General features: G+C 69.3%; 14 protein-coding genes. 5 read left to right on the top strand and 9 right to left on the bottom strand.

Going from position 1 to position 18,124, the window contains the following annotated elements; translation table 11 throughout:
* The first annotated feature begins 315 nt into the window (after positions 1 to 315).
* A complete protein-coding gene (gene arfA, locus E6A26_RS17305) occupies positions 316 to 1,923 on the top strand; it encodes an arabinosylfuranosidase ArfA (RefSeq protein ID WP_136612452.1) in 1,608 nt (535 codons plus the stop codon).
* 140 nt (positions 1,924 to 2,063) lie between these two features.
* On the opposite strand, the gene E6A26_RS17300 is transcribed toward arfA, so the two are convergent.
* Together E6A26_RS17300 and E6A26_RS17295 are read right to left on the bottom strand one after the other, a co-directional pair.
* Positions 2,064 to 2,375, bottom strand: coding sequence for a putative quinol monooxygenase (locus E6A26_RS17300; RefSeq protein ID WP_136612451.1), 312 nt, complete (start codon positions 2,373 to 2,375; stop codon positions 2,064 to 2,066).
* Positions 2,376 to 2,506: 131 nt separating this feature from the next.
* Positions 2,507 to 4,003, bottom strand: a complete 1,497-nt coding sequence (locus tag E6A26_RS17295) for a multicopper oxidase family protein (RefSeq protein WP_136612450.1) — start codon at positions 4,001 to 4,003, stop codon at positions 2,507 to 2,509.
* Between the two features lie 98 nt (positions 4,004 to 4,101).
* Here E6A26_RS17295 and E6A26_RS17290 point away from each other — a divergent pair, with 98 nt between their 5' ends.
* Positions 4,102 to 4,794, top strand: coding sequence for an NUDIX hydrolase (locus E6A26_RS17290; protein ID WP_136612449.1), 693 nt, complete (start codon positions 4,102 to 4,104; stop codon positions 4,792 to 4,794).
* Positions 4,795 to 4,895: 101 nt separating this feature from the next.
* On the opposite strand, the gene E6A26_RS17285 is transcribed toward E6A26_RS17290, so the two are convergent.
* Complete coding sequence (locus E6A26_RS17285; RefSeq protein ID WP_136612448.1) at positions 4,896 to 6,071, bottom strand: hypothetical protein; 1,176 nt, start codon at positions 6,069 to 6,071, stop codon at positions 4,896 to 4,898.
* Between the two features lie 160 nt (positions 6,072 to 6,231).
* Complete coding sequence (locus tag E6A26_RS17280; protein WP_234865660.1) at positions 6,232 to 7,515, bottom strand: aminotransferase-like domain-containing protein; 1,284 nt, start codon at positions 7,513 to 7,515, stop codon at positions 6,232 to 6,234.
* Positions 7,516 to 7,622: 107 nt separating this feature from the next.
* On the opposite strand from E6A26_RS17280, the gene E6A26_RS17275 reads away from it, so the two are divergent.
* The gene (locus E6A26_RS17275; RefSeq protein WP_136612447.1) at positions 7,623 to 8,087 is read left to right on the top strand and encodes an SRPBCC family protein; all 465 of its coding nucleotides are present in this window, start codon (positions 7,623 to 7,625) and stop codon (positions 8,085 to 8,087) included.
* Between the two features lie 176 nt (positions 8,088 to 8,263).
* Here E6A26_RS17275 and E6A26_RS17270 read toward each other — a convergent pair whose 3' ends face one another.
* Positions 8,264 to 8,500 carry a hypothetical protein gene (locus tag E6A26_RS17270; RefSeq protein WP_136612446.1) on the bottom strand — a complete coding sequence of 79 codons (237 nt, stop codon included), beginning with the start codon at positions 8,498 to 8,500 and terminating at the stop codon, positions 8,264 to 8,266.
* Positions 8,501 to 9,661: 1,161 nt separating this feature from the next.
* On the opposite strand from E6A26_RS17270, the gene E6A26_RS17265 reads away from it, so the two are divergent.
* The gene (locus E6A26_RS17265; RefSeq protein ID WP_136612445.1) at positions 9,662 to 13,654 is read left to right on the top strand and encodes a Pls/PosA family non-ribosomal peptide synthetase; all 3,993 of its coding nucleotides are present in this window, start codon (positions 9,662 to 9,664) and stop codon (positions 13,652 to 13,654) included.
* A gap of 90 nt (positions 13,655 to 13,744) precedes the next feature.
* On the opposite strand, the gene E6A26_RS17705 is transcribed toward E6A26_RS17265, so the two are convergent.
* From E6A26_RS17705 to ald, 3 genes are all read right to left on the bottom strand, one after another.
* Positions 13,745 to 13,882 carry a hypothetical protein gene (locus E6A26_RS17705; RefSeq protein WP_168928779.1) on the bottom strand — a complete coding sequence of 46 codons (138 nt, stop codon included), beginning with the start codon at positions 13,880 to 13,882 and terminating at the stop codon, positions 13,745 to 13,747.
* Positions 13,883 to 14,067: 185 nt separating this feature from the next.
* A complete protein-coding gene (locus tag E6A26_RS17260; RefSeq protein ID WP_136612444.1) occupies positions 14,068 to 14,640 on the bottom strand; it encodes an NAD(P)H-dependent oxidoreductase in 573 nt (190 codons plus the stop codon).
* A gap of 226 nt (positions 14,641 to 14,866) precedes the next feature.
* Positions 14,867 to 15,985 (bottom strand): alanine dehydrogenase, encoded by a 1,119-nt coding sequence (ald, locus tag E6A26_RS17255; protein WP_136612443.1) that lies wholly within the window; start codon positions 15,983 to 15,985, stop codon positions 14,867 to 14,869.
* Between the two features lie 224 nt (positions 15,986 to 16,209).
* Here ald and E6A26_RS17250 point away from each other — a divergent pair, with 224 nt between their 5' ends.
* Positions 16,210 to 17,406, top strand: a complete 1,197-nt coding sequence (locus tag E6A26_RS17250) for a PucR family transcriptional regulator (RefSeq protein ID WP_136612442.1) — start codon at positions 16,210 to 16,212, stop codon at positions 17,404 to 17,406.
* Between the two features lie 3 nt (positions 17,407 to 17,409).
* Here the strand turns inward: E6A26_RS17250 and E6A26_RS17245 are convergent, their stop codons facing one another.
* On the bottom strand, positions 17,410 to 17,814 hold the full coding sequence (locus tag E6A26_RS17245; RefSeq protein ID WP_136612441.1) for a helix-turn-helix domain-containing protein: 405 nt from the start codon (positions 17,812 to 17,814) through the stop codon (positions 17,410 to 17,412).
* Positions 17,815 to 18,124 lie beyond the last annotated feature (310 nt).

The raw sequence follows: 18,124 nt of genomic DNA, 5'->3' as shown, positions 1-18,124 counted from the left end.
TCCCTCGCAGCGGCCTCCGCCGCCCGAGCCCAGAAACCGAAGTGCCTACAACGTCCTGAGACATCAAGTGTCAACAACGTCCTGAGACAGGAAGTGTCCACGAGGTCCTGAGACATCACACGGCCTGGGGCGGGCGTATCTGTACCCGAGACGTGTGGGGCGGGGAGTTTCTGTACCCGAGACGTCCTGGGGTGGGGAGTTTCTGTACCCGAAACGGAAAGGGCGCGAGGGCTTGACGGTCGGCAGCGTGAGCGACAGGATTGGTTTACAACGTTGTAAACGAACGAAACCCACCAAACCTGACCCGGAGAAGACATGGCACCCTCTGAATCCCGCCCCTCGGCCCCGGCCAGCGCGACGGTCGGCTCTGACTCTGCTCAGGCGAGCGCGACGGCTGGCCGCGACTCGGCCCAGGCGAGCCCCGCCGCGACCGTCACCGCCAACCCCGCGTTCGCAGTCGGCCCGGTGCGGCGCGAAACGTTCGGCGCGTTCGTCGAACACCTCGGACGCTGCGTCTACACCGGCATCTACGAGCCCGGTCACCCGACCTCGGACGAGGCCGGCTGGCGCGGAGACGTCCTCGAGCTCACGCGCGAGCTCGGCGTGAGCACCGTCCGCTACCCGGGCGGCAACTTCGTGTCCGGCTACCGCTGGGAGGACGGCGTGGGGCCGAAGGCGGAGCGGCCGGTGCGGCTCGACCTCGCGTGGCACTCGACCGAGACCAACCAGGTGGGCCTCGACGACTTCGTCGACTGGTCCCGCAAGGCCGGCGTCGAGCCCATGATGGCCGTCAACCTCGGCACGCGCGGCGTCCAAGAGGCAATCGACGTCCTCGAATACAGCAACCTCCCCGGCGGCACGGCGCTCTCAGACCTCCGCCGGAAGAACGGCGCCGAGGAGCCCCACAACATCACGTTCTGGTGCCTGGGCAACGAGATGGACGGCCCGTGGCAGATCGGCCACAAGACGGCACAGGAGTACGGGCGCATCGCGGCCGAGACGGCCCGCGCCATGCGGATGATCGCCGGCGACACGCTCCGGCTTGTCGCGTGCGGCAGCTCGAACGGACGCATGCCGACGTTCGGCGAGTGGGAGCGGACGGTCCTCTCCGAGGCCTATGACGACGTTGACTACATCTCCGCGCACCACTACTTCGAGAACGCTGGGGTCCTCGAGGACCATCTGGCGGCCGGGGCAGTCATGGACCAGTTCATCCGCGACATCGTCGCCCACATCGACCACGTCAAGAGCGTCAGGAAGTCGTCGAAGGACGTCCACATCTCGTTCGACGAGTGGAACGTCTGGCACATCAACAGCCCCCGCACGCCGATCCCGAGCGGGACGGACTGGCCCGAGGCCCCAGCGCTCCTCGAGGATCTCTACACGGTCGCGGATGCCGTGGTGGTCGGGGACCTGCTCATCACGCTCCTGCGCCACACCGACCGCGTGCACTCGGCCTCGCTCGCGCAGCTCGTCAACGTCATCGCCCCGATCATGACGGAGCCGGGCGGCGTAGCCTGGAAGCAGACCACGTTCCACCCGTTCGCGCTCACTTCAGCCCATGCGCGCGGCGAGGTGCTCCAGCTCGCGGTGGAGTCGCCGTCGTTCGCCTCGCCGCTGCACGGCGAGGTTCCAGCTCTCTCAGCGGTCGCCACCCACGATCGCGAGACCGGTGCCGTCACGCTGTTCGCCGTCAACCGGAGCACCACGGAGCCGCTTCGACTCGACGCGGACCTCAGCGCGTTCGCGGGGCTGCGCGTCGTCGAGGCGCTCACGTTCGCGAACGAGGACCCGCTGTGGCACGCGACGGAGCAGGACAGCACTTCCGTGCTGCCGTCGCCGCTCGAGGGCGTTGCGTACGACGGCGGCCGGCTCACCGCGGAGCTTTCCCCGGTGAGCTGGACAATGATCCGCCTCGCCTAGATTTCGGCGTGCCCCGCCGCTCACGGAGGTCAAGACTCGTCGATGAGCGGCGGGGTGCGTGCGCAGTGGTATTCGCTCCTGCAGCCCCTCAGCGCGGCCCCTCAGCGCTGCACCCCCAGTGCGCCCCGGGGGCGCCAGCGTTAGAGCAGCCCCTGCTCCGCGGTGCCGGCCTCGATGGCCGTCATGGTCGTGACCGTGGCGGGCTTGGCGACAAACGGGTCCACGGCTTCACGGAGCGCGGCCACGGCGGTGCCCTTCGAGTGCGCGTCGAGGTGCTCGGCAGAGGTCCACTTCTCGATCATCGTGATCGTGCCGTCGGCGGCGTCGTGGATCGCGTAGAGGAGGCAGCCATCCTCCCCGTGGACCCCGGGGATCGTGGTGCGCAGGGCTTCGACGAGCTGCTCGCGTTGGCCCTCGGCGGGGTGGAAGACGGCGGTGACGACAACGGACATGCTGCTGGCTCCTTAGCGACTGACGGTGGGGAATGCCTTCAGCCGGATCCTATCCCGGGCGTCTGACAGCCAGCGGCAGTGCTACGCGCAGTGCAAGGCCCCAGTGCTACGTCCCAGGGCCACGTCCAGGGCTACATCTGCATCCCGTCCGTGCCGAGCTTCGACGGGCCGGTCCCGTCCTCGGTTGCGAGGTATTGACCCATCATTCCCTGGTCCTCGTGCGCGAGCAGATGGCAGTGGTACATGTACGGGTGCTGCGCGTCCGCGTAGTCGGGCATGATGATCGCGATCCTGCTGCGCTCCCTGGGGAGCACGGGGATCGTGTCCTTCCAGCCGCGCAGGTGGGCGGGCGGCGGCGCATCGTTGACATCCAGGAGCTGGAACTGCACGCCGTGGACGTGGAAGTTGTGCTGGTAGACGTTGGTGTTGTCCACGAGCCAGACCTCCGTGGCGCCCTTCTTCACCACCTCGTCGACGCGGTTCATGTCCATCGAATGGTTGTTGATGTTCTGGCCGTTGAGCGTGAAGCTGCGGATGTGGGCGTTTGCGACGTCGAGGGAGGGGATGGCGGCGAGCGTCGCCGGGAGCGCGGACGACGGCGCGAGGCTCGCCGCGGCGTCGAGCCGCAGGACGTCGAAGTCCTTGCCCCCGCCGAATGAGTCCGGCGGATTGACCGAGCCGAGGTTCGGGGCGAAGGAGCGCAGCATGGCCTGCTCGCCGGCCTTGAGCTCGACCACGATCTCGGCGCGCTCCGCCGGGGAGAGCTGCACCCGGGTGACGGGCACGGGGGCGGCGAGCAGGCCGCCGTCGGACGCCACGACGTGAAAGGTGCGGCGGTCCCCGAAGCCGAAGTTGAACCACCGCGCACCGCTCGCGTTCAGCAGGCGCAGGCGGACACGCTCGGTGGTGACCTTGAGGGCCGCGCCGAGCACGCCGTTGGCGGCGATCGAGTTGCCGAGGGTTCCGGTGGAGTTGCCGTTGGGGTCGAACGTGAGCTGGCCGTTGGAATCGAGGCGCCGGTCCTGGACGACCACGGGGAAGTCGTCCACGCCGTAGGCGTGGGGGAGCGCCGCGGATCCTTCCCCGGCTCCGGCGGGCTCGTCGAGGATGAACAGCCCCGTGAGGCCCATCGAGAGCTGTTTCTCGGTGCTCCCGTGCGGGTGCGGGTGGTACCAGAGGGTCGCCGCGGGCTGCGAGATGGTCCAACTGGGCGACGACGTCCCGCCGGCGTCGATCATCTGGTGGGGGCCGTCGTCCGCTGCGGGGAGCCGCATGCCGTGGAAGTGGAGGGTCGTCGCGTCGGTGAGCTGGTTGCGCACGTCGATGCGCACGCGCTCGCCGCGGGCCGCGCGGAGGGTTGGGCCGAGGTAGCCGCCGTTGTAGCCCATCGAGTCGGCCGGCTTGCCCGGGACGAATTCGTGCTTCCCGGCCTGCGGGACGAGCGAGAATACGCGGACGCCGCCCTCGAGCTTCGAGTCCGCGAGCGGCGGGACCGGGAGCGGGGCGCCGAACTGCACCGCGGGGACGTCCTCGGTGGCCGCGCACGAGGACAGCGTCACGGCGAGGGTCGGGCCCAGGACGGCGGTCGCCGCGGTGGTGCGGAGGAAGTCGCGGCGGGAGAGAAGCACGACTTCTAGCGTACGACCGCTGAACTGCTGGCCCGCCCTGTCCGCTGCCCGGCATCGCGTCCTCCCTCTCGTCCGGGTGCCGGGGCGATACTGGGTGCATGCCTGAGACCCCGCCTGTCCACGGCGACGCCGCGACCGTCGTCATTCTCCGTGACGGTCCGGACGGCGTCGAAGTGCTGCTTCTCGAGCGGCACGGGCGCGGCTCGTTCGCTGGCGCGTGGGCGTTCCCGGGCGGGACCGTCGACCCCGAGGACGGGATAGTGGGCGACGTCGGTGACTCGCCTCATGAGCCTCCCCTGGCCGTGCGCCGGGCTGCCGTGCGCGAAACGCTCGAGGAGACCCGGATCGCGCTGGACGTGGACGCGCTCGTGGGCCTCTCGGTCTGGGTCCCCCCGCAGCGGGCCGAGAAGCGCCTCCGCACGTGGTTCTTTGTCGCCGCCTACCCCGGTGGGGACGTGGTGCTCAATGACGGCGAGCACGTCGCGTTCGCCTGGGTGACGCCAGCGGCCGCGCTCGAGCGCCACGGGGCAGGGGAACTCGTCCTCTTCCCGCCCACGTGGGTCACCCTCCACGGCCTCCTCGGCGCCGAGAAGGCCGCGCTCGCCGTCGCCGATGCGGCCTCGAGGGCGCCCGAGTTCTACGCGAGTCTGCAGCTGTTCGCCGCGGACGGGAAGATCGAGGCGGTGCTGTGGGCGGGAGACGCCCAGTACGAGAACGAGGCCGCGATCGGCCCGGCCCGGCACCGGCTGCAGGTGAACGGCCTGCCCTGGGTATTCGAGCGGAGCGAGTAGGAGCCGCAGCCCAGCAGAACGACTGCTGATCGCCACCCTCAGGACGGGCACCCTCAGGACGACGACATCACCTTCACGACGGCGGCTTCACGACGTCACCTTCACGACGTCTGCGTCGGTGCCGCGCGAGGGGTCGGAGGCCGAGTCGGGGCCATCCGCGGGCCGATGTTCCGGTACTGCGTGCCGTCGCGCGTCGTATGGCCGTTGTCGTCGCTCACGTAGATCTCGAACGTGAAGAGTGTGTCATTGCTGTCGAGCGTGAACTCGATCCTGGGGTCAGTCGATGAGATGGTTCCCCGCGCGACGATTCGGCCGAACTGCTGTTCCGCAGGGCTGAGGTTGGTGCCCCGCTGCGCGGGGTCCCTGATGAAGTAGTGGACCGTGTAGTGCGGCGACGAGGGCAAGGTCCGCAGGGTCGGGGTGAAGGTGAAGTGCAGCGTGCCGGGCGCGCCGCCGAGCGCGTGCCAATCCCACGTGGTCACGGCGGGCGTGAGGCTGTCACTGAGGTCGCGGATGCCGGCGCGGTCCGTCACGACGCTCTGGCTGGTCCCGCCGAGGGCCTGGGCGACAGGGCCGAGCCCGAGGCCGAGACCGGCTCCGAGCGCAACCGAGAGCAGGGGGATGAGGACAGCCGCGAGGCGTGAGCGGCGCTGGAGACCGGTGCGCACAGACTGCCGGTGGGCGGCGAGGGCCGCCGGCAGGGCGCCCGCGAAGGTGGATCTCGAGTACGGGCTGCTGACGGCGCGTGCCCAGGCCTCGATGTAGGCGGCGCGGGGAGGCAGCGGTGCCTGGGTCCCGCCGTCGGGGTTCCAGTAGGACAGGAACGGAACGGGCATCTCGCGCAGCCGGCCGTAGACGTCCCTCACGGTGAACGTCGGCACCATGCAGTACTGGACGCCGCCGCGGGCTGCGTATCGGTGGAGGTAGGGGTGGAAGTCTTCGAGCTGCGCGCGGTCGATCCGTCCCTGGACGGCGAAGGCTCTGGCCACGATCGCCGCCTCGTGGGTGAGCGTGACCCACTCGCCGGCACGCCAGAACAGGAGCCCGCCGAAGACGGCGGCGAGGATCGACCCCGCGACGATGAGCGCCTCTGCCCACCCCGCGATGATGGTGCTGTCGCGCTCATTGATGAAGATCGAGCTGGCGACGGCGACCGCCCCGGCCGCGACGAGGCCCGCGCCGAGCAGCGCGCCCGCCCAGGGTGGCATCCGCAGCGCGCGGACCTGAGCCGGCAGTGCATCCTCCCGGAAGCGATCTCCCGAGTTCACAACAAACATGGTCGGTCCCCCATCCCGACGCCGTGCCCGGCATCATCCTCAGTGCCCACACGCTCGCATGCCGTGATGCCCGCCTGCCACACTTGCCGGTACTCGACTTTTCGGTGCGCCGGCTACGTGGGCTTCTGCCGGCTTGGGCCGACTCGAGACTGCGTGCGGGCTAGGCGTTGGTTTCGACCGCCGCCTTGATGACTGTCGCGAGCCGCCGCACACCCTCGTGGATCTGCTCGGGCGCGACGCCGCTGAACGCCAGGCGGAGCTTGTTGCTGGGCCCGTCGTAGGGCGTGAAGGCCGCTCCGGGGATGAACACGACGCCCGCGTCGATCGCCTGGTAGAGCAGGGGGTAGGTGTCGATCCCCTCGGGAAGGGTGATCCACACGAAGAAGCCGCCATCCGGCGTCGTCCATTCGGCCTCGGCGGGGAAGTGCTCGCGGAGGGCCTCGAGCATGGCCGCACACCGTTCGGCGTAGACGGCGCGGGATTGCGCGAGGTAGCCGCGCCAGTCGAACGCGTGGAAGAACTCGGTCACGAGGAGCTGGGTGAGCATCGACGGGCACAGCACCACGGCCTCGGCCGCCAGGTAGAAGCGGCGGTACAGGTGCTTCGGCACGAGGGCCCAGCCGAGCCTCACGCCGGGGGAGAAGATCTTCGAGAACGAGCCGCAGTAGATGACGTCGTCGGGGTTGTCGGCGCGGAGCGGCGTGAGCGGGTGCCCGTCGAAGCGGAGCATCCCGTAGGGGTTGTCCTCGAGCACGAGGATGTTGTGCTCGCGGCAGATGTCGACCACGCGCTGCCGGCGCTCGGCAGCGAGCGTGATGCCGGACGGGTTGTTGAAGCTCGGGATGGTGTAGAGGAGCTTGATGGTCTTTCCCTCGGCTTCGAGCTCGGCGATGCGCCGCTCGAGCCTCTCGGGTACGAGTCCCTCCGCGTCCATCTCGATGGGCGCGACCTGCACCTGGTACGCCTCGAACGTGTTGAGCGCGCCGACGTACGTGGGGTCCTCGACGAGCACCACGTCGCCCGGGTTACAGAAGACCTTGGCGGCGATGTCCTGCGCGGACTGCGAGCCCGTGGTGACCACGACGTCGTCGGGGGAGGCCCCCACGATCCCCTCCTCGGCCATGATTTCGCAGATCAGGGTGCGGAGCTCCTCGGTGCCCTTGCCGCCGCCGTAGTGCAGCGCCGCCATGCCATGCTCGGTGATGACACGCGAGGCCGTCTCCGCGACGAGGTCGAGCGGGAGCGCCGACAGGCTCGGCGAGCCGCCCGCGAGCGAGACGAGACCCGGGCGGATCGAGATGTCGAAGACGTCGCGCACAGCCGACTGCTTGATGTTGTGCGCGCGTTCAGAGAAGAGCGCCTCGTGGCGGTGGCTGGCCTCCGCGCGCTCCAGCGCGGTCTGCGTCTCGGCGGTCAGTTCGACGGCGGTGTCCTGCGAAGTCACCCACTCAGCGTAGCGTGATGTTTCCAAATATGCACCCTTTGTTGACGAGTGGAATTGGGTGACGCGGCCACGGGCCCCCGGGCGTCTGAGCGACCTACCATATGACTATGTCTGCATATACCGTCACTCGCAGCGCGTTCATCCCGGCCCCGCCGGAGCAGATCTTCCCCCTCGTGAACAACTTCCGGAAGTGGACCGCGTGGTCTCCCTGGGAGGACCTCGACCCGGCCCTCGAGCGCACCTACTCAGGCCCGGACGCCGGGCCCGGCGCCCGCTATGAATGGCGCGGCAATCGCAAAGCCGGCTCGGGCACCATGGAAATCGTCGAGTCCCTCGAACCCAACAGCGTGCGGATCCGCCTCGAGTTCGTCAAGCCGTTCAAGGCAGTCAACCCGACCGGCTTCACGTTCGAACCGCAGTCCGGCGGCACGCGCGTGACGTGGTCGATGACCGGGGAGCCGCAGGGCGCGGCGAAGTTCTTCTCGCGGTTCATGAACATGGACAAGATGGTCGGGAAGGATTTCGAGAAGGGACTCGCGCGGCTGTCGCAGGCTGCGTCCCCCAAAGTCTGACGCCGCGGTGACCGACAGCGCGCCATGCCCGTGATCGGTTGCTGAGCCCCGCCACCGCCTAAGGCGGGGCCGCCGTCGTCCGTGCCCAAGGATGGGTGCGTCTCCGAGGATGGCGACGGCGGCCCGCGCCGGGGGACAAGCGCGGGCCGCCGTCAGTCTGTGGGGCTAGATGCCGATCAATCCGGATCTTGCGGAGGAGTACCGCGCCTGAACCAGTACCTCTGCGGCGTGAAGAACCAAAAGAGGAAAACCAGGCCGAGAATCATCAGGCTCAAGAGATTCGGCTCCGGTGTCGCGTGACCTGTCATGAACCAGAGGAGCCCCTGAGCCGACCAGAGTCCGACCACAAACGCGAGGTAGGTGCACACTCTGGCTTGCAGCGTGTTCGGGGTCTTGGCGTCGCGGAGGTTCATGGCTGGATGATCCTCTACCCGCAGGCGTCGTTCCAATTGATTCCCATTGCGCCGGCCCATGCCGCCGCTGCACACCATGCCCCGACGGTTCCGAAGCTCATAGCGCCTACTGCTCCGCAGATTGCCCCCGTTGCCGCCGAGTACCCCGCCGCAGCGAACCAGCCCTGCCAGCAAGAAGGAGGGGTCCATCCGGCGGTTTCCGCCTTGAATGACGCAGTCTGAGCCTTTGCCCGGGTCCGCTCGTGCAACGGGGTTTCCCCGTGGGAGGGGGCCGGCGAAGGGACATGCGAAGAATCCACCAGTTCGACTTCCGGGGCGCCTGCCGCGTCGCGCGTAACGACGAATACCTTCCCCGCGAGCGACCCCACGAACTTGCGGGCCTGATCTGCGGTGAGAATGGCAGCCAATCCCTCGATTCCGCCAGCCTCAGGGGAGCCGGCCCGAGCCGTGAGGAACGAGACGAACTCTTCGCTGCTCTTGAGGGTCTGAAGCCGTTCCCTAAACCCTTGGGGATCAGATTTCTTGGCGTCTGCGATGATCCCCTTGATGGGCCGACCGCCTTTGGTGCTGACAGAGTCTTGGCCGACGCCACGGCTCGCGTGCGCGCCGATGGTCGAGGCAGCTGGGTGCGTTGAAGCTGCCGGATTGAGGAGAGGGCGGACTCCGGCGCCACTACCTGGTCCCAAACTACATGAGGCGGCCACGAGTCCAGCTGCTGCGGCAACTGCCCCGAGGCCATTCATCGGTCCTGCTGTACGCCTGCTCACGCGTCTCCCACTTCCTCCCAAGTCCCCCCATGGGACGCTCCTGTAGAAGTGAACCTAGACGACGCGATGGCACTCTGTCGCGAAAATGCCTAAGAATTCGGCAAATTGCCTAAGAATATGCGAACTTGTGATCGAATTGTCGGATTCTTCGCTGTTGGCCCTAGCTGCGGGGGCGCCCCGAAGGAGAACCCGTCGGCCCGCCGCGGGGGATGAATTTCGCGTGAACCTTATCTGTAACCGCGAGCAAATTCTTCCCTGCTGGCCGTAAAGAACCTCTAAAGATCCGGCTCTGGGGTAACTCTGCGAGGAATTGTTTCGGTGAGATTAACGGGTACTCCCCAACCCATCGCCCAACAGACGGACGTCCGGAGGACGCGGCAGGAGTTGCTTCTCGATGGCCACCACCGAACAAACGACACAACTGATACGGGGGCCGATCAGCGGCCCCGAGGAGCTGCAGGCGGGGCCGGATCGGCCCGCCCTCAGCCGGTTGCACCACTATTTCGAAGCTGCTTGCGACGCCAGACCAGAGGCCACCGCCCTCGAATGCGGGCGGCACAGCCTGAGCTACGGCCAGCTCGATGCGAGGGCCAATCAGCTCGCACACCACCTCATCGCCGCCGGCGTGGGGCCCGGCTCACGCGTGGGCCTTCTGCTCAACCGCTCAGTCGAACTGTATGTCGCGCTCCTCGCCGCGCAGAAGGCAGGGGCGGCGTTCGTGCCGATCGACCCAGCCTCCCCGGCTGACCGCGTCGCCTATGTCTCGGAGGATTCCGGGCTGGCTCTCCTGATCTCCGCCACGGAGCTTGGCGCGGCACGCGAGGACGTCGCCTGCCCGGTGCTCGATCTCGATGCGGTGGCCGACGCGGTCGCCGAGCGCCCGACGACGCGCCCGCGCGCAACGAACGACGGCGACACCGACCCGGGCGCGTACGTCATCTACACCTCGGGCTCCACGGGACGCCCCAAGGGCGTCGAGGTCGCGCAGTCCAGCATCTGCAACTTCATCAACATCGTCCCCGAGGTGTACGACGTGCGCCCCGAGGATCGGGTCTACCAGGGCATGACGCTCGCGTTCGACTTCTCCATCGAAGAGGTCTGGCCCACGTGGGCGGTGGGTGCGACGCTCGTGGCCGGCCCCACCGATTCCCGCCGCCTCGGCTCCGGGCTCGCGGACTTTCTCGAGAGCAACCGGATCACCGTGCTGTACTGCGTGCCGACCGTGCTCGCGACCGTTGACCGGGACCTGCCGCTCATCCGCGGACTCCTCGTGGGCGGCGAGGCGTGCCCGGCGGAGCTGGTCGAGCGCTGGTCCACCCCGAACCGGCGCATGCTGAATACCTACGGACCCACCGAGGGCACCGTCACCGCGACGTGGGGCGAGCTCCTTCCGGGCCGCACCGTGACGATCGGCCGCCCGCTGCCGACCTATCACATCAGCATCCTCGACGAGGACCGCCAGCCGGTCCCGTACGGCGAGGTCGGCGAGATCTGCATCGGCGGCCCGGGCGTGGCCCGCGGCTACATCAACCGCCCCGAGCAGACGGCGGACCGGTTCCTCACCGACCCGGCCGTCCCGGGCGGCCGGCTCTATCGGACAGGCGACTTGGGGCGCTTCACCGAGGCCGGCGAGATCGAGTATCTGGGCCGCGCCGACAGCGAGGTCAAGATCCGCGGTCACCGTGTGGACCTCGGCGAGATCGAGAGCGTGATCCTCAATGACGGGGCCGTCGGGGCCGCCGCCGTGGCCCTTCAGCCGATGGACCATGGCGACCCCGAGCTCGTGGGATACGTCACGCTCAAGGGCGGCGAGCAGGACGAGTCGGAGCTCCGGGCCCGCATCGGTGGCCGGCTGCGCGATCGGCTGCCGTCCTACATGGTGCCGGGCTTCCTCGAGGTCCTCACCGACCTGCCGCTCATGCCCAGCGGGAAGATCAACAAGAAGGCGCTGCCCAAGCCGCGGGGATCGCGCTTGGTGCGGCCGTCGTCGTCGCACGTCGGCGCGGGCACCGCGCTCGAGCGGAAGGTCGCCGCGGTGTGGGCGAAGGCGTTCGGGATGGAGGTCGCCGAGCTCTCCGTGACCGCCGACTTCTTCCTCGAGCTCGGCGGGCACTCGCTCCTGGCCGCGCAGGCCGCGTCGCTGCTCCGCGAGACGGACTTCGCGGCGTCGGTTTCGATCGCGGACATCTACGGCCACCCGACCGTGCGGCAGCTCGCGCACAGGCTCGAGGCCGCAGGCGCGGAGTCCTCGCGCGCTGCCCTCGTCGCGGAGCACCGCCCGGAGGCCATCACGCACTCGTCGCGCCGGGTCCTCGGCGCTGGGCTCGCGCAGCTCGTCGTTGTGTACGCGCTGTTGCTCGCGGTGGGTGCCCCGACCGCCGTCGTCCTCGGTGAGTCCGGTGGGAGCCTGCACTACGTCGAACTCGGCGCGTCGATCGTCGTCAGCCTCGTCGTGAGCCGCTTGCTCCTCCCGGTGGTGGGCGTGCGCCTCCTTTCCTGGGGGCTGCGGTCCGGACACTATCCGCTGTGGGGGCCCACGTATCTCCGGGTCTGGACCATCCGGACCCTGACCTCCTTTGCGCCGCTGGGCGTCCTCTCCGGCTCGCCGCTCATGGCCCCGTACCTGCGGCTCCTCGGCGCGAACGTGGGAAAGAACTGCCACATTGCGACCGCGAATCTCGCGATGCCGTCGATGCTCCACATCGGAGACGACGTGAGCATCGGCTACAACGCCCAGCTCCTCCCGGTTCACGTGGAGCGGGGCTGGGTGACGATCAAGCCGGTCACCGTCCGCAGCCACGCCTTCATCGGCGCGAACGCCGTGCTTCAGGCGGGCTCCGAGCTTGGCTACGGTGCTCTCCTCACGGATATGTCGCTGGCGGCGGAGGGGCAGCTCATCCCGGCCCGCGAGGAATGGTCCGGGTCGCCGGCCGCGCGCACGCAGGAGCCGGACTCCCTCCTCGCCGAGCTCGGCGGCCACGAGAGGCCGGCCGAGGGCTGGAAGGCAGGGCACCACGCAGGCTTCGTGCTCGGTTACCTCCTCCTCGAGGTGCTGGCCCTCGCCACGATCCTGCCCGGTGCGGCGTTGAGCGCGTGGGCCTACCAGGCGGGTGGCCTCTGGGCCGGCCTCGGCGCGATCGCGCTCCTGGGCCCCGTCTACACCGTCACAATCTGCGCCGTGGTGCTGCTCGGGAAGAAGCTCGTCCTCCCGAAGACCCCCGCCGGGACCCACGTGGTCGCCTCGACGTTCGGCCTCCGCAAGTGGTTCGCCGACAAGCTCCTGCAGATGAGCCTTGCCACCACGAACTCGCTGTACGCGACCCTGTACACGCTGCCGTGGCTGCGGCTCCTGGGCGCGAAGGTCGGCCGACGGTCCGAGGTCTCCACGGCCGCGCATCTGGACCCGGATCTGCTGGTCCTCGGCACGGAGAGCTTCATCGCAGACATGGCGGCGGTGGGCAGCGCGACGTATCGCAACGGGTACGTGAACCTTGGCGTGACCGAGGTGGGCAACCGCTCGTTCGTGGGCAACGCGGCGCTGCTGCGCTCGGGGACCCGGATGGGGGAGGGCGCGCTCGTGGGCGTGCACAGCATGGCTCCGGTGGGAGGCGTCCCGCGCGGCACCGACTGGCTCGGCTCGCCGGCCATGCGGCTCCCGCGCCGGCAGGAGAGCGAGGCGTTCGGCGACGAGCTCACCTACCGTCCCACGCGGTGGCGCGTCTTCGAGCGTTACGTCATCGAGTTCTTCCGCATCGTGCTGCCGAGCTCGATCATCGGCGTCACCGCGTTCGGCGGGACACTCCTGGGCGCGGAAGTGGCCCGGGAGGGTCGTGACCTCGGCGCCCTCCTCGCCGCTCCCGTGATCGTCCTCGCCGTCGGACTCGCGACCGTGCTTGCCGTCGCGGCGTTCAAGTGGGTGGTCGTCGGGCGCTACCGGCCGCGCGTCGAACCCCTCTGGGGCCGGTTCGTGCGCCGTACCGAGTTCGTCACCGCGCTCTACGAGACGGCCGCCGTGCCCGGGCTCCTGGTCTGGCTGAGCGGCACGCCGTGGATGGGCCCGATGCTGCGGCTGTTCGGCGTGCATGTGGGCAAGCGGACGTGTATCTCGACGACGTTCCTCACCGAGTTCGACCTCGTGCACCTCGGCGACGACGTCGCCGTGGACCCCAACACGTCGCTCCAGACACACCTCTTCGAGGACCGGGTCATGAAGATGTCCACGATCGAGCTCGAGCGTGGCGTGAGCGTGGGCAGCCGCTCGGTGGTCCTGTATGACACGCGCATCGGGGCCGACACGGCGGTCGATCCGCTTTCGCTCGTCATGAAGGGCGAGGAGCTCCCCGCCGAGACCCGCTGGCGGGGCATCCCGAGCCGCGCCGTGCGCTAGGACGGGGCTGGCCAACCGGGGAAGCGCCGAAAGGGCACGAAAGCGGACGACGGCGGGTGGGCACCCGCCGTCGTCCGCTTTCGCTCACTCCTAGTCCTGATCCGCGCCCTCGGCCGGGTCCTCTGAATGCGCTCGGATCTCGTTCATCTCGAGCTCGGAGTCACCCTCGGCGGGTGCCTCGCTGTGGACGCGGTCCTCGTCGCCCTCAATGCCTGCGAAGCTGGACATTATCGGGATCACCTCGATTTGTCTGGCGTCTGTTCTGCGGTCCCCGCTCTCCAGCGTAGGACGGCGCGCGGCAGGCTTCCATGGCCCGCAGGGCCCTGTTCCGCGAGGCTTCTGCGGCGTCGGTGCGTGCCGGGTGGGCGCGCGTTTGGCGGGCTGGGTCAGTTCGCTGGGCCCAGTTCGCCGGCTCAGTTCGCCGCGGCGACGGCGGCGACCTCTGCGGCCGCGAGCGTTGCGACGACGGACCGGATGCCCTCGACGACCTCGGCGTCGTGCTCCGGCTCAAGGCTCGCGAAACGCTGGAACGAGCCGCCGACCGCGAACTTGGCCTCGTCGAGCACGCTCGCGCCCGCGATCTTGAGCGACTTGCGGATGTCGTCGTGGCTCCACAGGCCGCCGTACTGTCCCGCGGACGTGCCGATGACGGCGGCGAACGTGCCGATCGCGGCGCCCTTGCCGAACGGGCGCGAGATCCAGTCGATCGCGTTGTTGAGCACCGCCGGCATCGTGCCGTTGTACTCGGGGGAGACGAACAGGACGCCGTCCGCGGCGGCGACGGCGGCGCGGAGCTCGGCGGCCTTGGCCGGGACCTTGCCCTCGACGTCGAGGTCCTCGTTGTAGAACGGAATCTCCTCGAGGCCCGTGAACGTGGTCACCTGCGTGCCCTCGGGGGCCGTCGCGACAGCGATCTCGGCGAACTTGCTGTTCACGGACTCGGCGCGCAGGCTGCCGACGAGGGTCAGGATGGTCTTCTCGGCCATGGGGGATCTCTTTCGTTGAGCTTGGCACGCCGTCGTCGGCGTTCACTGATGTGTCAACTACTTTAGATCCCGGATCCATTCCCGGGCACGTTGCGTGACCTGGCATGACTTCCCACGGACGACGGCGGAGGGTCCCCAACGGCGGCGGGTCGCCGACGGCGAAGGGTCGCCTCCGGGGCTGCAAACCCGCGGAAGCGACCCTTCGAAGTGAGTCCGATACCCCGTGCTACCTCGAGACGAGGCCGTGCCAGTCGCCGGCGAGCGGGAGGCCGTGGGCCTCGGACACTGAGCGGTTCGTCACCTGGCCCGCCGCGACGTTGAGGCCGGCGGCGAGTGCGGCGTTGCGCTCGAGGGCCTTCTCGACCCCGAGGTCGGCAAGGAGCACACCATAGCGCAGCGTCACATTCGTGAGCGCGTACGTCGATGTGTTCGGCACGGCGCCCGGCATGTTCGCGACGCAGTAGAAGATCGAGTTGTGCACGCGGAACGTGGGGTCCTGGTGCGTGGTCGGGTGCGAGTCCTCGAAGCAGCCGCCCTGGTCGATCGCGATGTCCACGAGCACGGAGCCCGGCTTCATGCGGGAGACGAGCTCGTTGGTGACGAGCTTCGGGGCCTTCGCGCCGGGCACGAGGACCGAGCCGATCACGAGGTCAGCCTCGACGAGCGACTTCTCGATCTCGTACTTGTTCGACGCGACCGTCTTGAGGCGGCTGCCGTACAGTGCGTCGAGCTCCTGGAGGCGCGAGATGTTGATGTCGAGGATCGTGACGTCCGCGCCGAGGCCCATGGCGACAACCGCCGCGTTCGTTCCGGCCACGCCGGCGCCGAGCACGACGACCTTCGCGGGCCGCACGCCCGGGACGCCGCCCAGCAGCACACCCTTGCCGCCGTTCGGCGCGAGGAGTGACTGTGCGCCCACCTGGACCGACAGACGACCGGCCACTTCGGACATGGGGGCGAGCAGCGGGAGCATGCGCCCCTCCTGCACGGTCTCGTACGCGATCGCCGTGACGCCTGCGTCGATGAGCGCGTGGGTCAGTGCGGGCTCGGCTGCGAGGTGCAGGTAGGTGAAGAGGATGAGCCCCTTGCGGAAGTAGTGGTACTCCGCAGCGATAGGCTCCTTGACCTTCATGATCATGTCGGCGCGGGCCCAGACGTCCGCCGCGTCGTCCACGATCTCGGCGCCGGCCACCCGGTACTCGTCGTCGGTGATGCTCGAGCCGAGCCCCGCGCCCGACTCGATGAGCACGGTGTGGCCATGCGTGACGAACTCGTGGACCCCGGCGGCCGTCATGGCCACTCGGAATTCGTTGTTCTTGATCTCCTGGGGGACTCCGATGATCACTGTCGTCTCCGTTGGTTCGAGGGCCCTCGTGGGACCGTTTGTCGGGCTTCCGCGGTGCTTCCAGAGTAGGCTCGCTGTGAGATGCACAACAGCGCCCTAGGGCCCGGGCGGAAGGTGACTTCCCCGGAATTCCGGGGATCACGCCGTCGTCTGTTCGACGTTTGTCGCATGTGTGAGCGGCAAGTGTCCCCTCGTGTGGGGCGGGGGCCCGTATGCTGGTGGGCATGCGCGAAGGCGTCGAAGATCTCGTCGAAACGGCGGCCCAGAAGCTCGGGAGAGGGCTTTCGGTCGAGGACCTCGACGGGCTCCTCGTCGCGTACTCGTCGAACCAGTCCCACGCCGATCCCGTGCGGGTGAACTTCCTCCTGAGCAAGCGCGTGCCCGCCGATGTGAGCGCGTGGCAGCTCTCCCACGGCATCGCCACCGCCGTCCGTCCCGTGGCCGTGCCGCCCAACGCGGACCTCGGGATGTACGGGCGGGTGTGCGTGCCGCTGCTCGTGCGCGGCTTCCGCGTGGGCTACCTCTGGGTCCAGCAGGAGCCCAACGAGGAAAGCGCGACGGCGATCCTCGCCGCGCTGCCCAGCGTCCGTCTCGAGGTTGAACTCATCGCGGGACTCCTGCTCGACTCGAACACTGCCGCGTCCGCCCACCGGCGCGCCCGGGAGTCGCGGTTCCTCGCGGCCGCGGCGGGGGACAAGGCGGCGCTGTCCGAGATCGCGGGGTGGCGAGAGGTGCACGGCCACGCCCCGTGGCAGATGGTCACGCTCCTCGACCCCGCCGGGGTGAGCCCGGAAGATCCACAGGCCGCCGTCGTCGCGACCAGCACCGCCGCCATGCTCGCGACCGCTGGGATTGACCCGGCGCTCTTCACAGCCGGGGCGGAGACGCATTCCGTCGTGCTGTTCGTCCACTCGACCGGGCGGGCGAGCCACGCCGCGGTCCTGACGCACTACGAAAGGGAGCTCGCGAAGCGCTCGGGCCGCCCCGCGGGCCGCGTCCTCGTGGGCATCAGCGAGCCGTTCACATCGCTGCGCGCGCTGCCGGACGCCTACGCGCAGTCGAAGATCGCGGCGCAGGCAGGCGCCGTCGACCCCGCGCTCGGCGAGCTCGTCGACGTGCGCACCGTGGGTGCCTATCAGCTCATGGGGGAGCTGGGATCCGAGCCCACGAGCGTCTACGCGGACCTCCTCGTCGAGGAGGACCGCGAGGGCGAGCTCCTTCCCGTGCTCGAGGAGCTCTACGACAACGACGGAGCCGTCCAGGCCGTCGCGGACCGGCTGCACGTGCACCGCTCCACGGTGTACCACCGGATCGCGCGGGTGAGGAAGCTGCTCGGCGCCGATCCACTCGGCGGGCGGGTCCGGCAGGAGCTGCACCTCGCGATCAAGGCGCGGCGCTGGGCTGGCCGGCCCAGGATCTGACCGTCACCCCGCGGCGGCACCCGTGTCGGGGTCGGCTCCGCGGCCGCCCTTCTTCTGGGCTGCGACCCATGCGAGGACGTCCTCGCGGCGGATCCGCCGGTGGGTTCCGCGGTAGGCGACCGGCCACGTCCCGAGGTCCGTGAGCTTGCGCACGTAGCTGTGGCTGATGCCCGCGAGCTCGGCGGCCTGCGCGACCGTCAGGACGTCCTCGGCGCTCGTCACCGTCACGGACTCCCCGCGGCCGAGCCGCCCGAGGAGGTCCAGGACGGCATCCCGGGCCGCGTCTGGGAGGCGGTAGGCGGTGCCGTCGGCGAAGACGGTGATGTCCCCCGCCGTGAGGGCGCGCCGCACCGCGTCGGCTTCGTCCGGGCTGAGGGCAGGCGCATGGTGCGGGGCGAAGCGGCTCATGCGGCCTAGCGTAGCCAAACAGCCGGCGACGGCGCGTGCCTCCCGCCGTCGCGCCGCGAAAGCCTCCTTGGCGCGCCGCGGGGGCCTCCTTGGCGCGCCGCGGGGGCCTCCTTGGCGCGCCGCGGGGGCCTCCTTGGCGTCGGGATCTCACCAGCTTTCAGGCGGACGACGGCGCGACCCGCCGGCGGATTCCATCTGTCAAGTGCAATCGCTTCGCCGTGTCGGGGTCGGGTTCGGCTGTCAGGCGGCGGCGGGCAGGAGGAGTTCGGTGAGGGCCTGGGCGGGGGTGCGGAGTCCGAGTGTCGGTCGG

Origin of the sequence: Sinomonas albida, assembly GCF_004919045.1 — a bacterium.
Lineage (GTDB): Bacteria > Actinomycetota > Actinomycetes > Actinomycetales > Micrococcaceae > Sinomonas > Sinomonas albida.
This window is presented reverse-complemented; position numbering and strand designations above follow the sequence as displayed.

Coding starts and splice junctions, on each gene's coding strand:
- E6A26_RS17275 (WP_136612447.1), top strand. CDS start 7,623: ATGTCTGCATATACCGTCACTCGCAGCGCGTTCATCCCGGCCCCGCCG.
- E6A26_RS17290 (WP_136612449.1), top strand. CDS start 4,102: ATGCCTGAGACCCCGCCTGTCCACGGCGACGCCGCGACCGTCGTCATT.
- E6A26_RS17705 (WP_168928779.1), bottom strand. CDS start 13,882: ATGTCCAGCTTCGCAGGCATTGAGGGCGACGAGGACCGCGTCCACAGC.
- E6A26_RS17245 (WP_136612441.1), bottom strand. CDS start 17,814: ATGAGCCGCTTCGCCCCGCACCATGCGCCTGCCCTCAGCCCGGACGAA.
- arfA (WP_136612452.1), top strand. CDS start 316: ATGGCACCCTCTGAATCCCGCCCCTCGGCCCCGGCCAGCGCGACGGTC.
- E6A26_RS17250 (WP_136612442.1), top strand. CDS start 16,210: ATGCGCGAAGGCGTCGAAGATCTCGTCGAAACGGCGGCCCAGAAGCTC.
- E6A26_RS17270 (WP_136612446.1), bottom strand. CDS start 8,500: ATGAACCTCCGCGACGCCAAGACCCCGAACACGCTGCAAGCCAGAGTG.
- E6A26_RS17265 (WP_136612445.1), top strand. CDS start 9,662: ATGGCCACCACCGAACAAACGACACAACTGATACGGGGGCCGATCAGC.
- E6A26_RS17300 (WP_136612451.1), bottom strand. CDS start 2,375: ATGTCCGTTGTCGTCACCGCCGTCTTCCACCCCGCCGAGGGCCAACGC.
- E6A26_RS17285 (WP_136612448.1), bottom strand. CDS start 6,071: ATGTTTGTTGTGAACTCGGGAGATCGCTTCCGGGAGGATGCACTGCCG.
- E6A26_RS17260 (WP_136612444.1), bottom strand. CDS start 14,640: ATGGCCGAGAAGACCATCCTGACCCTCGTCGGCAGCCTGCGCGCCGAG.